This is a genomic window from Larkinella arboricola, assembly GCF_003259745.1.
In the GTDB taxonomy this organism is placed as follows: Bacteria; Bacteroidota; Bacteroidia; order Cytophagales; family Spirosomataceae; genus Larkinella; species Larkinella arboricola.
This window is the reverse complement of the sequence record NZ_QLMC01000001.1, coordinates 1,484,122-1,505,456: the sequence shown is the minus strand read 5'-3', so window position 1 is coordinate 1,505,456 and position 21,335 is coordinate 1,484,122. Positions and strand designations below refer to the sequence as shown.

18 protein-coding genes are annotated in these 21,335 nt (G+C 52.3%); 7 read left to right on the top strand and 11 right to left on the bottom strand.

The annotated features are described in order from the left end of the window. Positions 1-66: 66 nt before the first annotated feature. Genes LX87_RS05955 through LX87_RS05925 form a run of 7 tightly spaced genes read right to left on the bottom strand, consistent with a single transcriptional unit; the run spans position 67 to position 6,855 of the window. The gene (locus tag LX87_RS05955) at positions 67-1,182 is read right to left on the bottom strand and encodes an ABC transporter permease (protein ID WP_111627215.1); all 1,116 of its coding nucleotides are present in this window, start codon (positions 1,180-1,182) and stop codon (positions 67-69) included. Then, positions 1,179-2,285 (bottom strand): ABC transporter permease, encoded by a 1,107-nt coding sequence (locus tag LX87_RS05950; RefSeq protein ID WP_111627214.1) that lies wholly within the window; start codon positions 2,283-2,285, stop codon positions 1,179-1,181. The genes LX87_RS05955 and LX87_RS05950 overlap by 4 nt, the downstream gene beginning before the upstream one ends. A gap of 3 nt (positions 2,286-2,288) precedes the next feature. Then, positions 2,289-3,023, bottom strand: a complete 735-nt coding sequence (locus LX87_RS05945) for an ABC transporter ATP-binding protein (protein ID WP_111627213.1) — start codon at positions 3,021-3,023, stop codon at positions 2,289-2,291. A 5-nt stretch (positions 3,024-3,028) separates the two neighbouring features. Next, entirely contained in the window at positions 3,029-3,952 is a 924-nt protein-coding gene (locus LX87_RS05940; RefSeq protein ID WP_111627212.1) for an ABC transporter ATP-binding protein, read from the bottom strand. A gap of 12 nt (positions 3,953-3,964) precedes the next feature. Further along, positions 3,965-4,894: an HlyD family secretion protein gene (locus LX87_RS05935; protein ID WP_111627507.1), complete on the bottom strand. Its 930-nt coding sequence runs from the start codon at positions 4,892-4,894 to the stop codon at positions 3,965-3,967. 21 nt (positions 4,895-4,915) lie between these two features. Beyond that, on the bottom strand, positions 4,916-6,181 hold the full coding sequence (locus LX87_RS05930) for a TolC family protein (RefSeq protein WP_111627211.1): 1,266 nt from the start codon (positions 6,179-6,181) through the stop codon (positions 4,916-4,918). A 56-nt stretch (positions 6,182-6,237) separates the two neighbouring features. Continuing rightward, positions 6,238-6,855 (bottom strand): TetR/AcrR family transcriptional regulator, encoded by a 618-nt coding sequence (locus LX87_RS05925; protein WP_111627210.1) that lies wholly within the window; start codon positions 6,853-6,855, stop codon positions 6,238-6,240. A 215-nt stretch (positions 6,856-7,070) separates the two neighbouring features. Between LX87_RS05925 and LX87_RS05920 the strand changes: the two genes are divergently transcribed. Further along, positions 7,071-9,734: a cation-translocating P-type ATPase gene (locus tag LX87_RS05920; protein WP_111627209.1), complete on the top strand. Its 2,664-nt coding sequence runs from the start codon at positions 7,071-7,073 to the stop codon at positions 9,732-9,734. A gap of 80 nt (positions 9,735-9,814) precedes the next feature. Here LX87_RS05920 and LX87_RS05915 read toward each other — a convergent pair whose 3' ends face one another. After that, positions 9,815-11,455, bottom strand: a complete 1,641-nt coding sequence (locus LX87_RS05915) for a glycerol-3-phosphate dehydrogenase/oxidase (protein WP_111627208.1) — start codon at positions 11,453-11,455, stop codon at positions 9,815-9,817. Positions 11,456-11,621: 166 nt separating this feature from the next. On the opposite strand from LX87_RS05915, the gene LX87_RS05910 reads away from it, so the two are divergent. From LX87_RS05910 to LX87_RS05895, 4 genes are all read left to right on the top strand, one after another. Then, the gene (locus tag LX87_RS05910) at positions 11,622-12,515 is read left to right on the top strand and encodes a LysR substrate-binding domain-containing protein (RefSeq protein WP_111627207.1); all 894 of its coding nucleotides are present in this window, start codon (positions 11,622-11,624) and stop codon (positions 12,513-12,515) included. Between the two features lie 222 nt (positions 12,516-12,737). Further along, positions 12,738-13,889 (top strand): acyltransferase family protein, encoded by a 1,152-nt coding sequence (locus LX87_RS05905; protein ID WP_111627206.1) that lies wholly within the window; start codon positions 12,738-12,740, stop codon positions 13,887-13,889. Positions 13,890-14,000: 111 nt separating this feature from the next. Then, positions 14,001-14,417 (top strand): hypothetical protein, encoded by a 417-nt coding sequence (locus LX87_RS05900; RefSeq protein WP_111627205.1) that lies wholly within the window; start codon positions 14,001-14,003, stop codon positions 14,415-14,417. 364 nt (positions 14,418-14,781) lie between these two features. After that, a complete protein-coding gene (locus LX87_RS05895; RefSeq protein WP_111627204.1) occupies positions 14,782-16,068 on the top strand; it encodes a citrate synthase in 1,287 nt (428 codons plus the stop codon). Between the two features lie 177 nt (positions 16,069-16,245). Here LX87_RS05895 and recA read toward each other — a convergent pair whose 3' ends face one another. Then, the gene (gene recA, locus LX87_RS05890; RefSeq protein WP_111627203.1) at positions 16,246-17,316 is read right to left on the bottom strand and encodes a recombinase RecA; all 1,071 of its coding nucleotides are present in this window, start codon (positions 17,314-17,316) and stop codon (positions 16,246-16,248) included. A 104-nt stretch (positions 17,317-17,420) separates the two neighbouring features. Between recA and LX87_RS05885 the strand changes: the two genes are divergently transcribed. Further along, the gene (locus LX87_RS05885; protein WP_111627202.1) at positions 17,421-18,584 is read left to right on the top strand and encodes a lipid A deacylase; all 1,164 of its coding nucleotides are present in this window, start codon (positions 17,421-17,423) and stop codon (positions 18,582-18,584) included. Positions 18,585-18,588: 4 nt separating this feature from the next. On the opposite strand, the gene LX87_RS05880 is transcribed toward LX87_RS05885, so the two are convergent. Continuing rightward, positions 18,589-18,870, bottom strand: coding sequence for a hypothetical protein (locus LX87_RS05880; protein WP_111627201.1), 282 nt, complete (start codon positions 18,868-18,870; stop codon positions 18,589-18,591). A 66-nt stretch (positions 18,871-18,936) separates the two neighbouring features. Beyond that, on the bottom strand, positions 18,937-20,025 hold the full coding sequence (locus LX87_RS05875; protein ID WP_111627200.1) for a Nal1-like putative serine protease: 1,089 nt from the start codon (positions 20,023-20,025) through the stop codon (positions 18,937-18,939). Positions 20,026-20,267: 242 nt separating this feature from the next. Between LX87_RS05875 and LX87_RS05870 the strand changes: the two genes are divergently transcribed. Continuing rightward, positions 20,268-21,311 (top strand): aminopeptidase, encoded by a 1,044-nt coding sequence (locus LX87_RS05870; RefSeq protein WP_111627506.1) that lies wholly within the window; start codon positions 20,268-20,270, stop codon positions 21,309-21,311. Positions 21,312-21,335: the final 24 nt, after the last annotated feature.

The window sequence follows — 21,335 nt, the reverse complement described above, 5'->3', positions numbered from 1 at the left end:
GTTAAACAGAGAAAACCCGCTAAGCTCGGCTCTCCCCGGCTTAACTCCGCGCAACAACTTTTAAACTCACACCGTCTTCCGGTACCGCCACGACGCCAGCACCAGGAGCCCGACGGCCATCCCCGCCAGCGTAAAAAATTGCCCGCTGACATCTGCAAAAGTGCTGCCTTTCAGCATGACGTTCCGGCCTACTTCAATGATGTATTTCAACGGATTAACGGCGTTAAGCCACTGTGCCCAGTCCGGCATGTTTTCGGTGGCAGCAAACAAACCGCTGAGCAGAATGAACAGCACCAGCAGGAAAAATGCCACAAACAACGCCTGTTGCTGGTTTTCGGCCATCGTTGAAATCAGTAGGCCCAGACCTACGCAGAGAATGAGAAATAACAGGGCAAAAAGATACATCAGGACGATACTGCCCTCCATTGGAATTTGAAATAAAAACCGTCCCAACAGCAAGCCAACCGTGAACAAGACTACCCCGATCAGCACAAATGGAATGGATTTGCCCAGGATAAATTCATGCTTGCGAATGGGCGTTACGTTTAACTGCTCCATCGTTCCAATTTCTTTCTCCCGCACTAAGTTCAAGGCCGAAACCAGCCCGCCCACCAGCAGGAGCAATTCAAACAAAACGCCCGGCACCATGAACGTTTTGTATTCGAGCCGGGGGTTGTACCAGTACTGGTTTTGGACGTCCAGCTTCTGAACCGCCCCCGGCGTTACGGTCCGGGTTTCGGCTAGAATATCGGCGTTAAAATCCCGGATAATGACCGTCGCGTAGCCGTTGGCAATACCAGCTTTGGAACCGTCGATAGCGTTGAGCAACAACTGCACAGCGGCACGGCCTTCTTTTTCGAGATCACGCTCAAAATGGGGCGGAATCACCAGCACCAGGTCGGCGTTGCCCGCCAACAGCGTTTGCCGGGCCTGTTTATCATTTGGTAAATAACCAGTCATGTTAAAATTGGTCAGGTAGCGAAATTTGCCCACCAGCCGCTGCGAGTAGGTCGTGTGATCGCCATCAACCACAGCAATGTTCAGGTTCTTCACCTCGTAATTGGCCGCGTACGACAGCAGGATTAACTGCATGATCGGAGCCACGAGCATGATCCGCAGCAGCACGGGGTTTCGGCGGAGTTGCCGGATCTCCTTTTCCACCATATAGCGAATCCGGTTCATGACAATCGGGGTTTTAGATTCCGTAAACTCAATACGGTAAAGAACAGCGACATCCCGACCAGCACCAGCGTGGGTTGCCAGAGATACCGCAACCCCGCGCCTTTGATCATGATGCCTTTCACAATGGCAATGAAGTATTTGGCCGGAATAATATTGGAAACGATCTGGAGCGGTTTTGGCATGCTCTCAATCGGAAAAATGAAACCTGACAGGAAGATGGTCGGCAGCAGCATCGCCATCAGCGACGCAAACATGGCCACCAGCTGGGTTTCTACCACCGACGAAATGAAGATACCGATGGACAAGGCCAGAAAAATAAACAGCAGCGTTTCGGCCAGCAGCAACGCCAGACTACCGTTCAGCGGCACATTCAGCGCGAAAACGCCGAGCGCAATGATGATGCAACCGTTTAGAAACGACAGCAGCAGGTACGGCACGACTTTACCCAGCAAAATCTGCCCTTGACTCAGGGGCGACACCATTAGCACTTCCAGCGTGCCGGTTTCGCGTTCGCGGGCAATGGTCACGGAAGTCATCAGGGCCGATACCAGCAACAGTACCATCGCCATCACGCCCGGCACAAAAACGAACGCGCCCTTGAGTTCGGGGTTGAACACCATGCGGCTGCGGACGTCGATGACCATCGGCGGCTGGCTGGTCGGGTTGAGGTCGGTGGTATAATCGCGGATGATGGCCGACGCGTAGTTAGTCAGGCTAATGGCGGTATTCTGCTCGGTGGCATCGGCCAGAAGCTGGATTTGGGCGTTACGTCCGTGTTCGAAGTCGGCCGTAAAACCAGCCGGAAACACCACCGCCAGTTTGATCAGCCCCCGGCGAAACGCCCGTTCAATGTCGGTGTTCGAACGCAGGTTTTCCCGCAACTGAAAATAGCCGGACGCCAGCAGTTTGGCCGTAATCTGCTGCGAATGCTGACTTTTATCGTTGTCGAGAATGGCAATCCGGGCGTTTTTGATCTCGTTGGTGAGGGCAAAACCGAAGAGCAACACCTGCACCAGCGGCAAACCGAACAGAATCAGCAACATCCGCCGGTCGCGCAGGATGTGGAAAAATTCTTTTTTGACAAAAGCGATGAAGCGGTTCATGATTTATTTGGTTGAAGTGCCCCGGGCCAGAATCTGAAAAACGGCGTCCATCGAATCCACGCCATAAGCGGTTTTCAGACCCGCCGGGGTGTCCAGCGCCTTCATTCTGCCGTCGACCATGATCGAAACGCGGTTGCAGTATTCGGCTTCGTCCATGTAGTGCGTGGTGACAAAAACCGTCGTGCCTTGGTGGGCAGCTTCGTAAATCAGGTCCCAGAACTGCCGACGCGTGATCGGATCGACGCCCCCGGTTGGCTCGTCCAGAAAAACAATTTTGGGTTCGTGCAGCAGGGCCACCGAAAACGCCAGCTTTTGCTTCCAGCCCAGCGGCAGCGCAGCTACCAGCGAATTAGCCACAGATTCAATGCCCAGTTTCGCCAGAATCTGATCGGTTTTGGCCGGAATCTCCGCCCGGCGAAGGCCGTAAATACCGCCGTAAAACCGGATGTTTTCCCGAACCGTCAAATCTTCATACAGCGAAAACCGCTGGCTCATGTAGCCGATGTTCTGCTTGATTTTTTCCGATTGCCGATAGACGTCAAATCCCGCGACGCTGGCCTGACCCGACGACGGTTTCAGCAACCCGCAAAGCATCCGCATAGCCGTGGTTTTTCCGGCTCCATTCGCACCCAGAAAGCCGAAGATCTCCCCCTGTTCTACATCGAACGTAATGGCGTTGGTGGCCACGAAATCGCCAAACTTTTTGGTTAACTGGTTAGTGATGACTGCTTTTCCCATAATCGTCAGGCCGTTGGCTCCGGCTGGTTCATCAACGCCATAAAGGTATCTTCGATGCCGGGTTGAATGGGTTGGATTTCGATATTCCGGTGATTTTTATCGAGCAAATACTGCCCGATTTGGAGGTCGGTTACCCCGCCAGAACGAACGGTTAGGTGCAAAAACTCACCGAAGGAATAGCAGGATTCGGTGAACGGTGCCTGCCGCAAATCCTGAATCAGTCGGTACGTATCAGCTGCCCGAACAGCGAACAACGGTTTTCGGAACCGGTTGGTGATGACCGATGGCTGATCGACCGCCAGCACTCTTCCGGTTTGCATGAACGCAATCCGGTCGCAACGGTCCGCTTCGTCCATGTACGGAGTCGAAACCAGCGTCGTTAGTCCGCGTTCGTTCAGTTTGCGGAGCATGTCCCAGAACTCCTTGCGGGAAACCGCATCAACGCCGGTAGTCGGCTCGTCCAGAAACAGGACTTCGGGCTTGTGGATCAGCGCACAACACAAGGCCAGTTTCTGTTTCATCCCGCCCGAAAGCTGCCCGGCCCGCCGGTTTTTGAACGGTTCCAGTTGCGAATAAATTTCCTGAATCAGGTGGTAATTCTGCCGGATGGTGGTTCCGAAAACCGTAGCAAAAAACGCCAGATTTTCCTGCACGCTGAGGTCCGGGTAGAGCGAAAACCGTCCGGGCATGTAGCCTACCCGTTGCCGTAGATCCTTGTAATCCCTGACCACATCGCGCCCCACGACCGTCGCCCGGCCTGCATCTGGCAGCAACAGCGTCACCAGAATTTTGAAGAGTGTGGTTTTTCCGGCCCCGTCCGGCCCGATCAGCCCAAACAACTCGCCCACCCGGATCGACAGCGACACATCTGCCACCGCCAAAGCCTCGCCGTACGATTTCGAGACATTTTCAATGATAATCGCATCCATGTTTCGCAGGATTTACAACCGAATTTCTCCCGGCATTCCTATTTTCAAACCGCCATCATTTTTCACCCTGACCTTCAAGCCGTAGACCAGATTAACCCGCTCGTCTTTCGTCTGAATGACCTTGGGTGTAAACTCGGCTTTGCTCGAAATCCAGGTTACCGTTCCGGCATATTCCTTAAACTGATCGTTAGGCGCATCCACCAGCACCTTCACCCGTTGCCCCGGCCTGACCCGCACCAGTTGATCCCCGCTGATGTAAGCCCGGAGCGTAATCTGGTCAAGATCGGCCACTTTGTACAACGGTTTCCCGTAGCTAACCACCTCACCGGGTTCGGCAAACTTGACGGTGACGGTTCCGGTCGCGGGGTTGACGATGGTCGCTTTTTTGATCTGGTCGTCAATCTGACGGATTTGTTCTTCCAACGGTGCTTCTTCCGAAAGTGTCCCGCTGCGCTGCGTCGTCAGGGCCGATTGCTGGGCCGCCCGTTGCTGACGAATCAGGGCCATCTGGCGTTCGGTCACATCGATCTGGGCCACAATGTCGTCGAGTTGCTTGGTGGGCGCGGCCCCGGCGGCAATCAGGTTTTCTGTCCGTTTTTTTTCGCGGTGCAGCGTCTGTAGTTGTTGTTCCTGCACCGCAAGCTGCTGTTCATAGGGCGATAGTTGCGCCTGGATGTTTGGGGAGCGACTGGAAACGGCCCGCTGGCTGGCCAGCAACTGGGATTTTCGCAACTGAAGTTGCAATGGATCAATCTGCCCCACGGTTTGTCCAGCTTTCAGCGTCTGGCCTTCTTCGATAGATAGCTTCTGCAAAGCGCCGGTAGCCTCGGCCGATACGATTGTTTCCACGGCTTCAAAATTACCGTATGCGTCCGATTGCGGTTCGCTTTCGCAGGCCATCAGGCTGATCAGAAAGGCACTGATAATCACTATGATTTTCATGGTCATGGCTATTTGATGAGATTAATTCCCGGTCAGCGTCCGGTATTGAACCTTTGCCAACAGCAGTTGTAATTCGTGGGTTTTCTGATTCAGCAGCGCCTGGCTTTCGGCGTTGAGTTCGGTGGTATAATCGCGGGCGGACAGGGTTCCGTTATCAAGTTGCACACTGGCGGTTTGCCGGACTTTGGAGCGCAGGGCACTAATTTCCCGGTCTTTTTCCAACAGGGCGCTAATGCGGTCGATTTCCGTTTGCTGCTGTCGAAGTTGAAGTGCCAGATTTCGGTCAAATACTTTCTGTTGAACCGTGATCTGCTCCCGGCTGAGGGCCAAAACCGTGCGGTCGTTGCGAAGCGTGTAAGCCGCCGACAGATCCCAGCTCAACCGAAGGCCACCGATAAAAAAGCCCCGGAAGTCATTGTTCAGGAAGTTAAGCGCCGGTCGGCCCGCCCCACCCTGGGCAAAAGCCCTCAGCCGAGGTTGTAGCCGATTAGCGGTTAGCCGAAGTTGTTCATCCAACAAGGTCCGCTGGGCATCAAACAACTTTTGTTCAGGACGGTTGAGTGGCAAATTAGCAACAACAGTTTTTCCTTCTTCGATGATGAGCCGGGTGCTGTCAGTAATGACCAGTCCCGTCAGAATCCCGAGTTGGTCGCGCAGCCCCCGGCGATTGCTTCCCAATTGGCCCAATTGCTGCTCGGTAGTCAACACCTCGGTGCGTAACACATCCACGCCTATAGTCGCCACGGTTCCGTAACGTACCCCAGCTTCGGCTTTAGCAACACGGTTTTGCAACTCCTCCAGCCGGATGCGGGTCAGCCGGGTGTTTTCGTCGGTTAGCAGAATGTTCAGAAAATAAGCGTTGATCTGCTCTTTCAACCGGTTTTGCTCAACCGCAATCTGCTGTAAGCTCACCGCCGTACTGGCCTGCTGCACTTGCTTCTGAAAAACCGTCTGCTGACCATCGTACAGGGTATAGCTTAGGTCCGCCGTCAGCTTGTACTGGTCTTTGCTCAATTGCGGAATCGGCACGCCCGGCAGTTCGATGGGCAGTTTCGTTACTTCCGATTGCCAGCTTGCCTGACCATTAATACCTAGCTGTGGCAGCCGTCGGTTTTTGTCCAGATTCGCAAGAGCCAGCTCACCGGTTTGCTGCAAAATCTCCCGTTGACGCGTCAGCGGATCGTTGGCAATACCGGAGGAATAGCATTGCTCCAGCGTTATCACCGACTGAGCCCGCGCCAATGGCATCAGCAGCAGGCCAAACAAAAACATGGATAATGGTTTCATACGGACAGTATTAAAAACTATTTTTAAAAATATTTTTAATGAATAGACAAAAAAATTCAGGTTGGTTTTAAATACGCCATAATGGTTTCAAAAACCGTCACTTTTCGTTCCTCCAGAAAAGCCTGATAAGCTCCATTATCCATAGCACCGATGTAAGAAATAATGGGTTTAGCCATAAACGGAAAAATCAGGCTGCCCAGCATCGTGACAATAAGCTGCAACGGTTTTACGGGTCGAATAGCTCCTTTTTCTCCTTCAATTGCCAATTGCCTGACAAAGAAAGACGACTCAACAGCCGATTTGACATTGAGCTTTTCGAAAATTTCGCTACTATCTTTCTGAAGCTCAGCTAGAACGAAAACCGGTACATGGGGGTTTTGAGTTAAAAAGTCAGTATAGTTATCAACTACTTTCCAGACTTTAATCTCCAGAGGCACTTCCTCATTCAGAATCGATACTACCCGTCCCAGGAAAGAACCCAGCGTTTCCAGAAAAATACTTTGAAAAAGTTGCTCTTTACTTCGGAAATAATAATTGACCATCGCCATTGTCGTACCAGCCTCCTCGGCAATATGACGCAGTTTGGCACCATCAAAGCCCCGTTCCAGAAAGACTTTTTTAGCGGCTTCCTTTATTTTCTGCTCTGTATTCTGTTCGGCGTGTTTCGGTTTCATAAAGCAAAAGTAGTTGCCACCAGTTTATTAAAAAGTTTTTTAATAAATATTTTTAATAGAAATTAGTTCGCAGCGTAAAAAGAGTTGAACAGCGACTCCGTTTAACTTTCTTTACTCCGCTCCACTCCGCGAAATATCTCTTTTCCGTCCATTCTCGTGTGCTTCCTGCACTGCATATGCTAATTTAGTGGCTCCGTCACTCCCTATCCACTCTTATGCAACCTATTTCAGCCCCCGAAAAACCGCATCAGATTCCGATTGACCAACTAATTCAGGCTCTGAACGTTGACCCCAAAACGGGCCTGACCGCCGACGAAGCCAAACGCCGTTATGAGGAATCAGGACCGAATGCCCTCCAGGAAGCCAAACGGGAAAGCGCGTTTACGATACTGCTGCGCCAGTTTACCGGTGTCATTGTTTACATCCTGGCCGCTGCTGCTGGTATTTCCTTTTTTCTGGGTGAAACCGTCGAAGGTTTCGCTATCATTGCCGTGCTGCTCATCAACGCTATTACCGGGTTTATTCTGGAATGGAACGCCCGGCAGTCGATGGATGCCCTGCGCAAAATGGACACCACCCCCGCGCGGGTCCTGCGCGACGGCCGTATTCGGGAGATTTCGTCGGAAGAAGTGACCATCGGTGATATTCTTGTCGTTGAAGCCGGTGATCTGGTAGCCGCCGATGCCAACTTATTTGAAGTGAGCCAACTCCAGGCCGACGAGTCCGCCCTGACCGGCGAATCGCTGCCGGTCGATAAAAACACGGAACTGCCACCGGACGAATCCCCGCTGGGCGATCAGCACAACCGGCTGTTCAAGGGCACGCCCGTGACGGCGGGTACCGGGCGGGCTGTCGTTACAGGCATCGGCCAGCAAACCGAACTGGGCAAAATTGCCACGATGGTCGAAGAAGCCAAACGCTCGGCTACCCCGCTGGAAGCCAAACTCGACTCCCTGGCGAAAGTCCTGATCTGGGTAACGGTCGGGCTGGCGGCCCTGTTTCTGGTGGTCGGGCTGCTGCGCAACGAAGAACCGCTGCGGCTAATCGAAACGGCGCTGGCACTGTCCATTGCGGCCATTCCGGAAGGTATGTCGGTGGTGGCAACCATCGCACTGGCATACGGTATGCTGCGGCTGGCCGAAAAGAAGGTAATCGTCAAGCGGTTGTCGGCGGTGGAAACGCTGGGCGGCACCAACGTCATTTTTACCGATAAAACCGGCACCCTGACCCAAAACCGCATTGAAGTCAACACACTGCAACTGCCGGGGCAGCAGGCCGAGATCCGGGCGGACGCGGAAGCGCAGAAGCTGGAAGTAGTCCACGGCGATCAGGCCATTACCGAATCGGAAACCTACCAGCAACTCATTCGGGTCGGGGTGCTTTGCAACAACGCAGATTACGACATCGTTGACGGGAAACCGAAAGAAGTGGGCGATCCGGTGGAAGTTTCGCTGCTAAAATTTGCAATTGCCGCCGGGCAGAACCCGGACCAGATTCACAGGGAATTTCCGCGAAAAGCCGAGAAAGCGTTCAGCTCCGACACCCGGATTATGGGCACGCTCCACGAACACAACAACGGCTTTCTGGTAGCCGTCAAAGGCGCGGCCGAAGAGGTGCTGGACCGGTGCCAATCACTCGACGAAAAGGACCGGAAAGCCTACTACGACCTTTCTGAAAAGATGGCGACCGACGGCCTGCGAACGCTGGCGTTTGCTTACCGCCAAACCGATACCCGCCCCGGTGATGATTTTGCCGACAAAGACCTGACGTACATTGGCCTGATTGGTTTTCTCGATCCGCCCCGCACCGAAGTAACGCCCGCCCTGCAAGCCTGCCGCGAAGCCGGTATCAAGGTGATTATGGTTACCGGCGACCACCCTGCCACCGCCCTGACGATTGCGTCTAAGGTCAGGCTGATCGAACCCGGCGAAGAAATGGTACTGACCGGTAAAGACCTCAAACCGTTGAACGAACTCCAGGCCGACGATCGGAAGAAGCTGCTCGAATGCCGGGTGTTTGCGCGGGTTAGTCCGGCGCAGAAGCTGGATATGATTGAGTTGTACCAGCAGGATGGTGATATTGTCGGGATGACCGGCGACGGGGTGAACGATGCTCCGGCCCTGAAAAAGTCGGATATCGGTATTGCGATGGGACTGCGCGGAACGCAGGTGGCCGCCGAAACCGCCGATATGGTGCTGAAAGACGATTCGTTTACCTCCATTGTAACGGCCATTGCGCAGGGACGCGTGATTTTCGAGAACATCCGCAAGTTTGTCTTGTTCCTGCTGTCGTGTAACCTCAGTGAGATTTTTGTGGTGACGTTTGCCGGTTTCCTGAACGTCGGCAATCCGTTGCTGCCGTTGCAGATTCTGTTCATCAACATCGTCACCGACGTCTTTCCGGCGCTGGCGCTGGGCGTCGGTCGGGAGAATTCGAGTCTGATGCACCAGCCACCCCGCGACCCCAAAACGCCGATTATGGACCGTCGCGACTGGCGAATGCTCGTTTTGTATGCCCTGGCCATAACGGCTTCGGTGCTGGGGGCTTACTGGTTCGGAACCCAGAAGCTGGGATTGACGCAGCAGGAAGGCAACAACCTGACGTTCTACGCCCTGTCTTTTGCGCAGTTGATGCACGTCTTCAACCTGCGTTCGGGCCGTTCGTTTTTCGTCAACGAGATCACCCGCAACCGGTATATCTGGTACGCGCTGCTGCTTTGCGTGTTTATTCTGCTGCTGACCTATTACGTACCATTTTTGGCACAGATCCTGAGCATCAAAACCATCCCAAGTACGGAACTCTGGATGATTGCCGTGGCCGGTATTGCGCCGGTTATCCTGATACAGCTTGTGAAGGGAGTTATGCGGCTAGGGAAATAGCTTATTCCCATTTTCGGCCGGGGCGTCCGGCGTGGTTCAGACGCCCCGGCGGATTTTAATAGAAGTTCGAGCAGCGTTTATCAGAACACTAATCCCGCCGATTTTTTAAACCATTCAAGTTCAGCCTGATAGTTGAATACGGCTTTCCGGCGTTCTTCGGGGGTCCAGCCGAGTTCAACGGCCATCAGATCGGCAACGGTTTCGGTGATTTGTTCGGTAGATTGCCAGTCGGTCAGTTCCAGCCCAAACCGCCGGGCCAGCACATCTTTGAGGGTCTGGGCCATTTCGGCCCGCACCACAAACACGACTTCGGCTTTGGTGATGGGCAAATGGTCGGAAAGCCGTTGGTTCCAGTCGGGCTGTTCGCGCATGAGCTGCACAATTTCCAGGCTTTCCGTGCCGTACTGCCGGTTGAGGTGCTGGGCCACCGTTTCCTCAACCCCGTATTTGCTAACCAGCACTTTCCAGAAGTCATCCGCGTAGCCTTCTGCCCCGACCAGTTTGATGTGATCCGTCGTACAGGGCGTTTCGGTTACGCCTTCCAGTTCGTAGAACTTGTCGATGGTATCTTTTGCCATCAGCCGGTAGGTGGTCCACTTACCGCCCAGAATGCTGATCAGGCCCGACAATTTATCTACTTCCACTTCGTGATCGCGCACCAGTTGCTTCGTATCGGCATTCGGATCGGCCTGCAAAAGGGGGCGCAAACCGGCAAAACCGGCAATGACCTGATCCGCACGAATCGGTTTCTCGAAGTAGCGGTTTACGTAGTTGATCAGGTATTCGACTTCGGCCCGTTCCACCACCGGCTCCGATTCGGCCAGTTCAGACTCGGTTTCGGTGGTCCCAATCATCAGCTTACCGTTGTACGGGATAATGAATACCACCCGTCCGTCGTCGGTTTTAGGCACCAGAATGGCAGTATCGGACGGCATCAGTTCGCCCGGCACAATGATGTGAACGCCCTTACTCACCCGCATCCGTAAGCCCATGTCGGGATTGGCCAGCAGCCGGATGCGGTCCGCAAATGGGCCGGTGGCGTTGATAAACCGTTTGGCCCGAATCCGCAAAAGCCGTCCCGTCAGCGAGTCCCGCACGTACAGAACCACCAGCCGTCCGCTCGCGTTTTTCTCGAATGTGCGGGCTTCGGCGTGGTTGAGCGCCACGGCACCGTACTGCATCGCCGTTTTGACCAGCGACATATTGTAGCGGGCATCATTCAACTGCCCGTCGTAATACAAAACCGCACTGTGAATCTTGTGGGTCATGGCCGGATTGCGTCTGAGGGTCTCTTCCTTGTTCAGCCACTCGCTTTTTCCGATGCTCAGTTCGCCCGACAGGGTATCGTACATTTTGAGTCCGGCGGTGTAATAAATTCCTTCCATCCAGCTCATGCAGGGCGTCAGCAGGGCCAGCGGATGGGCCAGGTGGGGAGCATTGCGGATAAGCGTCAGCCGTTCGCGCAGGGCTTTTTTCACCATATGATACTGGTTCAGGTCGGCCTGTTTGACGGCCTGTTCCAGATACCGTACTCCGCCATGAATCAGCTTCGTTGATTTGCTGGACGTTTCGGAGGCAAAATCGTGCTTTTCAATTAAAATAGCTTTCAGTCCCCGACTCTGGGCGTCGAGCAGACAACCCGCACCGGTGGCCCCTCCGCCAATGATGCAAATGTCAAATTCCTGACTTTCGGCTTGTTCAAGATGGTAATTGCGTTGCATAAAGAAAACGGTTATTTCGCGGGTCTAGCGGAGGTAACAAAGTTACGCAGAGTCTCCGCTTAAGTCCGCACTTCACCCCGTAACTCTATGAAATAACTTTCCAAAAAACGTTTTTTGCCGCATTCCCATTACCTTTGGTTATTAAAAAAGCGTACTTGCCATCTCCATGGATGATTTTCGATTAAGAGTATTTTACAGCGTAGCCCGTCATCGCAGTTTCACCAAAGCATCGGCGGAATTGTTTATCACCCAACCCGCCGTTACCAAGCACATTAAGGCCCTCGAAGACATGCTCAGCCTGCGGCTGTTCGACCGGAAGGGCAATACCATCGTCCTGACGCCCCCCGGTGAAGTACTGTTTCGCTATGCCGGACAAATTTTCGATCTCTATCAGGAAGCCCTTTTTGAGTTAAACTCCTTTAAAAGCCAGCAGAAAGGCAGCTTGCGGCTGGGAGCCAGCACCACCATTGCCCAATACCTGATTTCTCCGCTGCTGGCGTCGTATTACGAACGGTATCCAACCATCCAGCTCAGCCTGCTAACCGGTAATACCGAAATGATCGAGCACGCGGTGCTGGCCAAAGAAATCGATCTCGGCATTGTGGAGGGCAAAAAGCACCACGCCGGTCTGAAATACCACGACTTTCTGGAAGACGAGCTGGTGGCCGTGGTCCACAGCAAAAGCCGGTATAGCCGCCTGAAAGAAATTACGCTGGAAGAACTCAGCGCCCTGCCGCTGGTGCTGCGCGAACGGGGTTCGGGTACGCTCGAAGTGCTGGAAACGGCGCTGCAAGGTCGGGGTATCCGGCCCTCCAATCTGACGGTAGTGATGCACCTGGGCAGTTCAGAAAGCATCAAGTCGTTTCTGGAACACGCCAACTGCCTGTCTATTCTGTCATCGCGGGCTATCGAGAAGGAGGTTCGGAGCGGTGAGCTCAAAATAGTCTCCATCAAAGATTTCCGGCTCCCCCGCACGTTTAGCTTTGTCCATCTGCAAGGCTTACCGGAAGGGCTGGCCGCGGGTTTCATGACCTTTGCCCGGCGGTATTATCAACAGTAATTGCTTTCAACAAAAACACCTACAACAAACAGTTAACAATCAGATCTTTACAACCTAATTACTTATAAATAATTGCTATTTCTGGCTAACACTATACCAATAGTAATTATTTATGAGTAATTTCACTTAGATTTTAGTGCATTTCGGCTCTTAGGACCAATTTCCACGTAGTACGAAAAGCTGTGCTAACTCACTAGAAGCGTGTTGTAAATGGTCTAATTCATGCTTGTTCGTTCTGCTCCTTTCCCTAAAACCCTCGATTCCATTCAGGCTTTACGGGCCATTGCGGCCTTACTCGTCACCTTGTTCCATCTATACATCAAAATGGGACAGATCCACATCCCGCCCTCTGTTTTCGGGTATTTCAAAGCCGGTTTTGGTGGAGTTGATCTCTTTTTTGTGATCAGCGGTTTTGTTATTACCCATACGAACGCATCCAAAATAGCCACACCCCGGTACCTGTTACCGTATTTCAAAAAACGACTGGTCCGGATTTACGCCATTTACTGGTTGGTTTTTCTGCTGGCCAGTGTCGGGTTGCTCGGGTTGCATGCCTTTGCTCCTTCGTTGCAATGGATCGCGTATTCCTTCGAACCGTTTACCACCCTGAAAGCGCTTTTTCTGGTTCCTGCGCATGAAAGTATCTTGCCGGTAACCTGGACACTGAGCTACGAGCTCTACTTTTACATCCTGTTCGGGCTGATGATCCTGTCCCCGTTCCTGCTGATTATTCCCGCGCTGGTTTTGGCGGCTACGGTCCTGAGCGGACTGGCCCGCTGGACGGGGCTGGCTTTTTTTCCCGAATTCCCGTTCCACGATTTTCTGTTTAGCCCGTTCAATCTGGAGTTTTGCTTCGGTGTAGTGGGGTATCTGGCCCTGCGACGGTATCGGTTTAGCATACCGCCCGTCCTGACGGTTGTGGCCCTGCTGGTGTTCTTCCTGGCGGGTAATTTCATTGATCCGGCAGACACCTGGCTGCGCATCGGAGGGCTGGGTTTACCTGCACTGGTTCTTTTACTAAGCCTGGTTAACCTGGAATTAAGCGGTCGTTTCCAGTACCCGGATTGGGTCCTTAAACTGGGCGATGCATCGTACCTGTTGTACCTGATTCACATTCCCGTCATTATGGTTGTCACCCACATACTGCTGATGAAACATCATTCCGAACTGGTGATTTTGGGCAATGTCGTTGTGTTGGTTGGGATGAGCTGGTTTAGCTGGCAGCTACACCGCTGGGTCGAAAAGCCGGTGCTAAACTGGATTTACGCGTATCGCTACCGTATTTTCGGCTTTAGCTACCGGGCTGTTGTTCTTGCCCAGCTCCGGGTCAGAATCCCCAAGCAATCCGACGACCACAAGATGATTTCGCATTAACGATTTTTGCCAATCAGGTATTTTTTTACCCCAAAGCCTCGAAAGAGGCTTTTTTTATTGACAAAAACTTTCGAAGATTGGTTTTATCTTTATCAATCACCTTTGTTTTTCATGCGCACCAACCTGTTTTATTATCTTGTTTTGCTGGTTCTGACCGTCGTTGCGGGCTGGTTGCTTGCCCACCCCAATCTGATCGGGCAGATCGGTATTTTCTGGTACGACCACGATTACCTCGAAACCCTGCCCAAAGCCATGGCAACCGTGGCGGTAACGGTGCTGGTTGCCTTAACCATCAGTCTGGTTATCAAGCGGGTGACGAGCGGCCCGGTGGCGGTGGTGCTGGCAATCGGCTTGTTTGTGGCCAGCCTTTTCCTTGTTTTTCAGACCTACACCCAGTTTTCGTCCGGCGCTTACCGGTTTACGGGCTCAGGGTTTAAAACCGGTGCCGTACTGTTGCCCATCATTCTGGCTATTGTTTTCGGAAAAACGTCGTACGATGTGATCACCACCCGGCGAACCAAACGCTGATAGTTCAGCACTAGGGTTTCCTGTTGCTGCTGATCGCTGGCCGATCTGGTCGCTGCCGAGAGGAACCTAATCCGGTTGGTGAGCGCGGTTCGGCGGGGGACAGGAATGGAGCAATTATCAAGCCATACCTGCAACTAATGGTCTCAACTTTGGGTTAAACAAGTAGATTTTGGACATTCCTCATGTTTTTACCAAAGTAATCATGTGTCGTTACTAGTTTTTGGCTAATTTCGCCCGGCGCGGAGTCTACCATTGCGGTGAGTATGCCCAATGTACCGTTCGCATTTTGCAGGTACTGATCCAGTGGAGTGCCAACCTAATTATTCCAATTTACCATAACCGATTTACTCTACCCCGAATACGTATGTCAAACACAGCCGAATTATCTGTCGATGGTAAAACCTATCAATTTCCTGTTATTGTTGGTAGCGAAAACGAAAAAGCCATAGACATTTCCAATCTCCGCGACCAGACGGGCTACGTCACCTTAGACAGAGGATATAAAAATACCGGTGCCACCCAGAGTGCAATCACGTTTCTGGATGGCGAAGAAGGCATCCTGCATTACCGGGGTTATTCAATCGAAGATCTGGCCGAAAAAGCCAGCTTTCTGGAAGTAGCTTACCTGCTGATTTACGGCGAACTGCCGACGCAGGAACAATACACGGCCTTTGAAGACCGCATCCGGCGTCATACGATGGTCAACGAAGACATGCGGAAGATTTTTGAAGGCTTCCCCAACAACGCGCACCCGATGGGCGTGCTGTCGTCGCTGGTCAGTGCCCTGAGCGCCTTCTACCCGGATTCGTACGACGAAAAAGCACCGGACCAAACCGAACTGCACATCATTCGGTTGCTGGCGAAACTGCCAACCATTGCCACCTGGTCGTACAAAAAGTCGCAGGGGCATCCGGTTAATTACCCCAAGAACCAACTTGACTACTGCTCGAATTTCCTGCAAATGATGTTTGCGCTGCCGGTGGAAGAATACCAGCCCGATCCGGTGGTATCCAGCGCCCTGAACAAGCTGCTGATTCTGCACGCTGATCACGAACAAAACTGCTCAACGTCAACGGTTCGGCTGGTGGGCTCGTCGCGGGCCAACATCTATTCGTCGATTTCAGCCGGTATCAACGCACTCTGGGGACCGCTGCACGGTGGCGCCAACCAGGAAGTAATCGAAATGCTGGAAGAAATCAAGGAGAACGGTGGTGATGTGGCTAAATACATTGATATGGCTAAAAATGCCAAGACAACCGGCTTCCGGCTGTTTGGTTTTGGTCACCGCGTTTACAAAAACTTTGACCCACGGGCTAAAATCATCAAAAAAGCCGCCGACGACGTGCTGGGCAAACTAGGCGTCAATGACCCGGTTCTGGAAATTGCCAAAGGTCTCGAAGAAGCCGCTCTGAGCGATGAGTACTTTGTATCGCGTAAACTGTACCCGAACGTTGACTTCTACTCTGGTATCATCTACCGCGCGCTGGGCATCCCGACCAATATGTTTACGGTAATGTTTGCCATTGGCCGTCTGCCGGGCTGGATTGCCCAGTGGAAAGAGATGCGCGAACAGAAGGAACCCATCGGCCGGCCGCGTCAGATTTACACCGGCGCTACGCTGCGGGAATTCAAAGCCATCGGCGACCGTTAACAGACTCGAATTCGTCCATACAGACAAAAACCGGCCGAGGCCGGTTTTTGTGTTTTATAGCTATCCAAAAAGCAAAAAAGAGGTGGTCAGCAACAGCCAACCACCTCTTCATTTGTCAAACAATAATTAAATAAAACACTCCGCTTCAATTTCTTCAAAGCAACGCACGGCGGAAGCTTAATTCAGTGAGTCCTCATCCTCTTCTGCGTTACCAGAAGCATCAACCAGGGCTTCTTCGTCGCTGTTGACGTGAGCCCGGATTTTGGCTTCCAGTTCAGCCATCAATTCGGGGTTGTCCAGCAGCAGGTTTTTAACTGCATCACGACCCTGCGAAAGCCGGTTCCCATCGTAGGAGAACCAGGAGCCTGATTTCTTCACGATATCGAGTTCTACAGCCAGATCAAGCACTTCGCCTACTTTGGAGATTCCCTGACCGTACATGATGTCGAATTCGATCACTTTGAACGGAGCGGCTAACTTATTCTTAACCACTTTCACTTTCGTGCGGTTCCCCAGAATATCGTCGCCGTCTTTAATCTGTCCGATCCGGCGGATGTCCAACCGAACGGATGAATAAAATTTCAGTGCGTTACCACCGGTCGTTGTTTCGGGGTTTCCAAACATAACGCCGATTTTTTCGCGCAACTGGTTGATAAAGATACAGCAGCAACCCGTTTTGTTGATTACCCCCGTCAGTTTCCGCAGGGCCTGTGACATCAACCGGGCTTGCAGACCCATTTTGCTTTCACCCATATCGCCTTCCAGTTCAGCTTTCGGAACCAGAGCGGCAACGGAGTCAATAACAATAATATCAATTGCGCCGGAGCTAATTAGGTGTTCGGCAATTTCGAGCGCCTGCTCTCCGTTATCGGGTTGAGAGATTAATAAATTCTTGGTATCGATTCCTAGCTTCTCGGCATAGACGCGATCAAAAGCGTGTTCGGCGTCAATAAAGGCGGCCAGGCCACCGTTCTTCTGCGCTTCGGCGATGCAGTGCATCGTCAACGTCGTTTTCCCCGACGATTCCGGTCCATAGATTTCAACGATCCGGCCGCGCGGAACACCGCCGATTCCCAACGCCAGATCCAACCCCAGCGAACCCGTCGAAATAACCGGAACATCAACGACTTTGCTCTCGCTCAGGCGCATTACGGTTCCTTTTCCGTAGGCTTTATCCAATTTTTCGATGGTCGTTTGCAGGGCTTTCAGTTTGCTGTCATTAGCCGTACTAGCAGGTGCTTGTGCCATGTGATGTGTTTACGCAAAAATTAATTTTTAGTATGTTTAACCTTATAAAATTAGCATTTTTCGGCCAAAATTGCAAGGAAGTCTTGTAAAATAATCAATAATACATGAAGCGTATTCCACGCCTTATTACCGGGCTAAAGATAACACAGATTAAACAGTTTCACAAAGGCCCCGTAGCATTCAGGCAAAAAGCTAAAATACTTATATGTTATTTATATTTTATTTCACACATAACATCGGCCCAAGTACCCAACCAGAAACTGGAACAACGGTTTCCGTTTGACAGTACGCAAAAGTGGCAATTTCGATTCAACGGCCTGGGGTTTGTCCGGAATAATGAGTACTTCGGACCCATCGCCGACGGCTATACTTTATTCGGCTATCAGCTGAACCCTCGGGTTGCCTACCAGCCTGCACCCAACGTGGTGCTGGAAGCGGGCGTGTTCTTTAAAAAGGATTTTGGACAGGACCGCATCACGCAGTTGGCGCCAACGTTTACCGTGAAGTTTCAGCACCGCAACTGGAATTACCTCTTTGGGACGCTGGAAGGATCGGTGGGTCACAGGCTGATCGAGCCACTGTATAATTTTGAACGGCTGCTCCAGCAACGGATCGAGAACGGCCTGCAAATTAACCACCAGACCGACCGCACATTCTTCGATTTCTGGATAAGCTACCTCCAGAACACCCTGCCCGGCTACACCCGTCAGGAGCACTTCTGGGGCGGCATTTCCGCGGAACAACGGTTTGGTAACCCCAATCAGGAATGGGTGCTTTCCATCCCCGTACAGATCACCGCTTTTCACGCGGGTGGGCAGAATATCAACAGCCCGCTACCTGTCCGGACAGCGCTTAATGCGACCGCCAGTCTGAGCCTGACGTGGCAGAATCCGAAATCCGGCTTTCTGCGTTCGGCCCGGCTGGATACCTACACGGTGGGCTACACCGAAAACGCCGACAAACCGTACTCCGGTGGGGCTTTTTACCCTAACCTGACGGTCAATCTGAAACCGGTAACGGTTTTGCTGAGTTACTGGAACGGCAACGGCTACCGGGCCGAATTGGGCGGAGATCTGTACCAGAGTTACACGCGCCGGTACAACAGCACGTATCGGGAACAGCACCGGCGACTGTTGATGGTACGGTTTCTGAAAGACATAAAAATAACGGACGGCCTTGGCGTAACCGTCCGGTTTGAACCGCATTATGATCTTGCCAATAACTTATTTGAGCATTCGGAAGGCGTTTACGTCTGGTTTAGCCGGTAAGCGCTTATTCGCCTGAAGCGGGGTAAGCCGGTCGGGCCACCGGCATCCGGCCCGAATCTTCCTGATAAATAACCGGAAAGCCCCGGCATTCGCTTTCCACTTCACGAATGGGTACGGGCGTGTTTTGTTCTACCACTGCCAGTATTGCCCAATCCCCTTCTCTTGTTGTTGTTACCCCGCTCCGGATAACCGCCGGATGATGCAGGTGCACGGAAGCGGCTAAATCACCCAGATTGGGCGGCTGCTCGGTTGTGGGTCGGCCCGGAATATGAACGCTTGGCTTCATGGCGACATGGGTTACATACGAAGTTACAGGTTGATGGCATCTTCTGCAACCAGCTGGAATTTACCCTTAAACGGGAAAAGCCTGAAATTGCCGGCACACCCCACCGAAATCGCAGGCGGTGGTTGTCCGGCCATCGCCCGCAAACAGGAGCGCCACCGGTCGGCCCGTATCCGCGTCCAGAATGACCGAACCCGAATCGCCGGGCATACTGAACGGTTTTGTCTCGTCTTCGCTCACAATCTCGACGGTATCGTTGAACGTCGCAATGCGGGGCGATGTACGGGTTCCGTAATTGACCTGCACACCGTTGACGCGGGTGGCCGTGACGATGCCCGTCGTTACGCCGGTGGTTCGTCCGGATTTGATCACCCGCATACCCGGAACAGCCGCGGCCACTTTCGGCTCATACCTGCCGATGCCCAGCATCTCGCCCTTACGAATCAGCTTTTCGTCGGCCACCACGGCAATGGCCGCATCGAACACATTCACAACCGGGTCAATGCGGGTGGCCGGAAACTGAATCGGTATAAAAGCACTCAGGGCGGCAAAAACGTCGTTTGGACTGGTGGGAGCTACTTCCGGCCCCGGCTGAACAACGGCCGTTCCAATAGCCAGCCGGTTTGTATCGGCCAGAACGTGGTTGTTACTCAGAACAAAAACTTGCTTGGAACCACTAACCGTCCGTTGCAGAAAGCACCCCAGCGTACCAACAAACGATTCATTCAGGGGCGCAATGGAAACTCCTCCGACAATGGGCCGCTGTTTGCTTCGGTGCTCCTCCACGGTGGTCGCAGCCTTAGCTTTTGTTTTGCTCAGCGCCAGTTGAATCGGTAACGCTTCTACATCGACTTCAATGCCCTGAAAGCTCCGGGTGATGGAAGGCGTGTTCGCACCCAGATCCAGTTTGTCGAACACATACACTTTCAGCACAAAATTATCCCTAACGGGTTTGCCTGCTTTGATTCGAATACCGACGCCGGAAGCGTGTACGTTCGACAAGGGCGTGGCAAATGCCGAAACCCCACCCCGGGCAGAAAACGCGTTCAGGATGGTACTGCCTTCCTCAAACTGGGATTCAATTTCGGTCTGAACCCGTTCTTCCAACTCGTTGCGGTATTCCCGCAGCGCTGCCAATACTTCGTTGTAACCAGCCATTTTGTTAACTTTTAAGGATTTGCGATCATTACCGCCCGCCCCGACGTTAAAAACCGTTCACCCGTATGAAGCTTGAAAACGAAAACAGAAAAAAAGAAGGAAAAATCATCTGTTGGAAGAGGATTTTTCCCGGATAAATGTCTTATTGATGTGTAATTTGGAAACACAGTCTGTCTAGTAAGCAACACCATAGTGCCAGTTCAGGTTTTATGGCTTGCGGGTATTCTATTCAATTTTTGTTCATGATTAAAAAAATCCTCCTGGCGCTCCTGGGTATCTGTATGGTGCTGGGCATCTGGTACCGCGAACTGATCGGCTACGGCTGGATGCAGGCGAAGGGACAATTCCGGATTCTGTGGAATACCCGACCGGTCGAAGAAGTGCTGGCGGATGCGTCGTTTCCGGACTCGCTCAAACGGAAAATAGAACTTATTCAGGAAATAAAGCGTTACTCTATTGACTCTTTGGGGATTAACCCCTCCAAAAACTACACAACATTTTACGACCAGCACGGGCAGCCGATCCTGTGGGTTGTCGTCGCTTCGGAGAAATACCGGCTTGCGGCCAAAGAGTGGGGGTTTCCGGTTATCGGTATGTTTGCCTACAAAGGGTTCTTCGAAAAAGACCGTGCCGACCAGGAGCTGAACGCGTTGAAACAACAGGGCTTTGATACGCGTTTAAATGAGGTATCGGCCTGGTCAACTTTAGGATTTTTCCGCGATCCGATTCTTTCGTCAATGCTGAAACGGTCGGAAGGGCAACTGGCGGAATTAATTATCCATGAGTTGACGCACGGCACACTGTTTGTTAAAGATAACCTGGAATACAACGAAAACCTGGCCGATTTTGTCGGTGAATACGGAGCGTTGAAATTCCTGACCCAGAAGTACGGCGCCAACTCGCCGGAAGCCCTGGGTTATCTGGATGCGAAGCAGTACGGCGAAAAGTACGACGAACATGTTTTGCGCGGTACCCAAAAACTGGATAGTTTATACGCAACTTACAACCCTCAAACGCCCGAACGGGTCAAAGAAGACAGGAAGTGGCAGTTGATTGCCCAGATTGTGGAAACCGTAGACACGCTGGAAACCAGACCGTCGGCGGAAAAACCGAATCCTAAAAAACGGCGGTTTACGCAACAGAATTTACCCAATAACGCGTACTTCGTAGGATACAAAACCTACCGGCAACAGCAAAACAGTTTCCGGCGCGAGTTTGAGGAGAAATTCAACAGCAATTTCCAGCAGTACCTGACGTATTTGAAAAAGACGTACCCGTCGTTATGAATTTTATCAATTGAACGGGCTTTT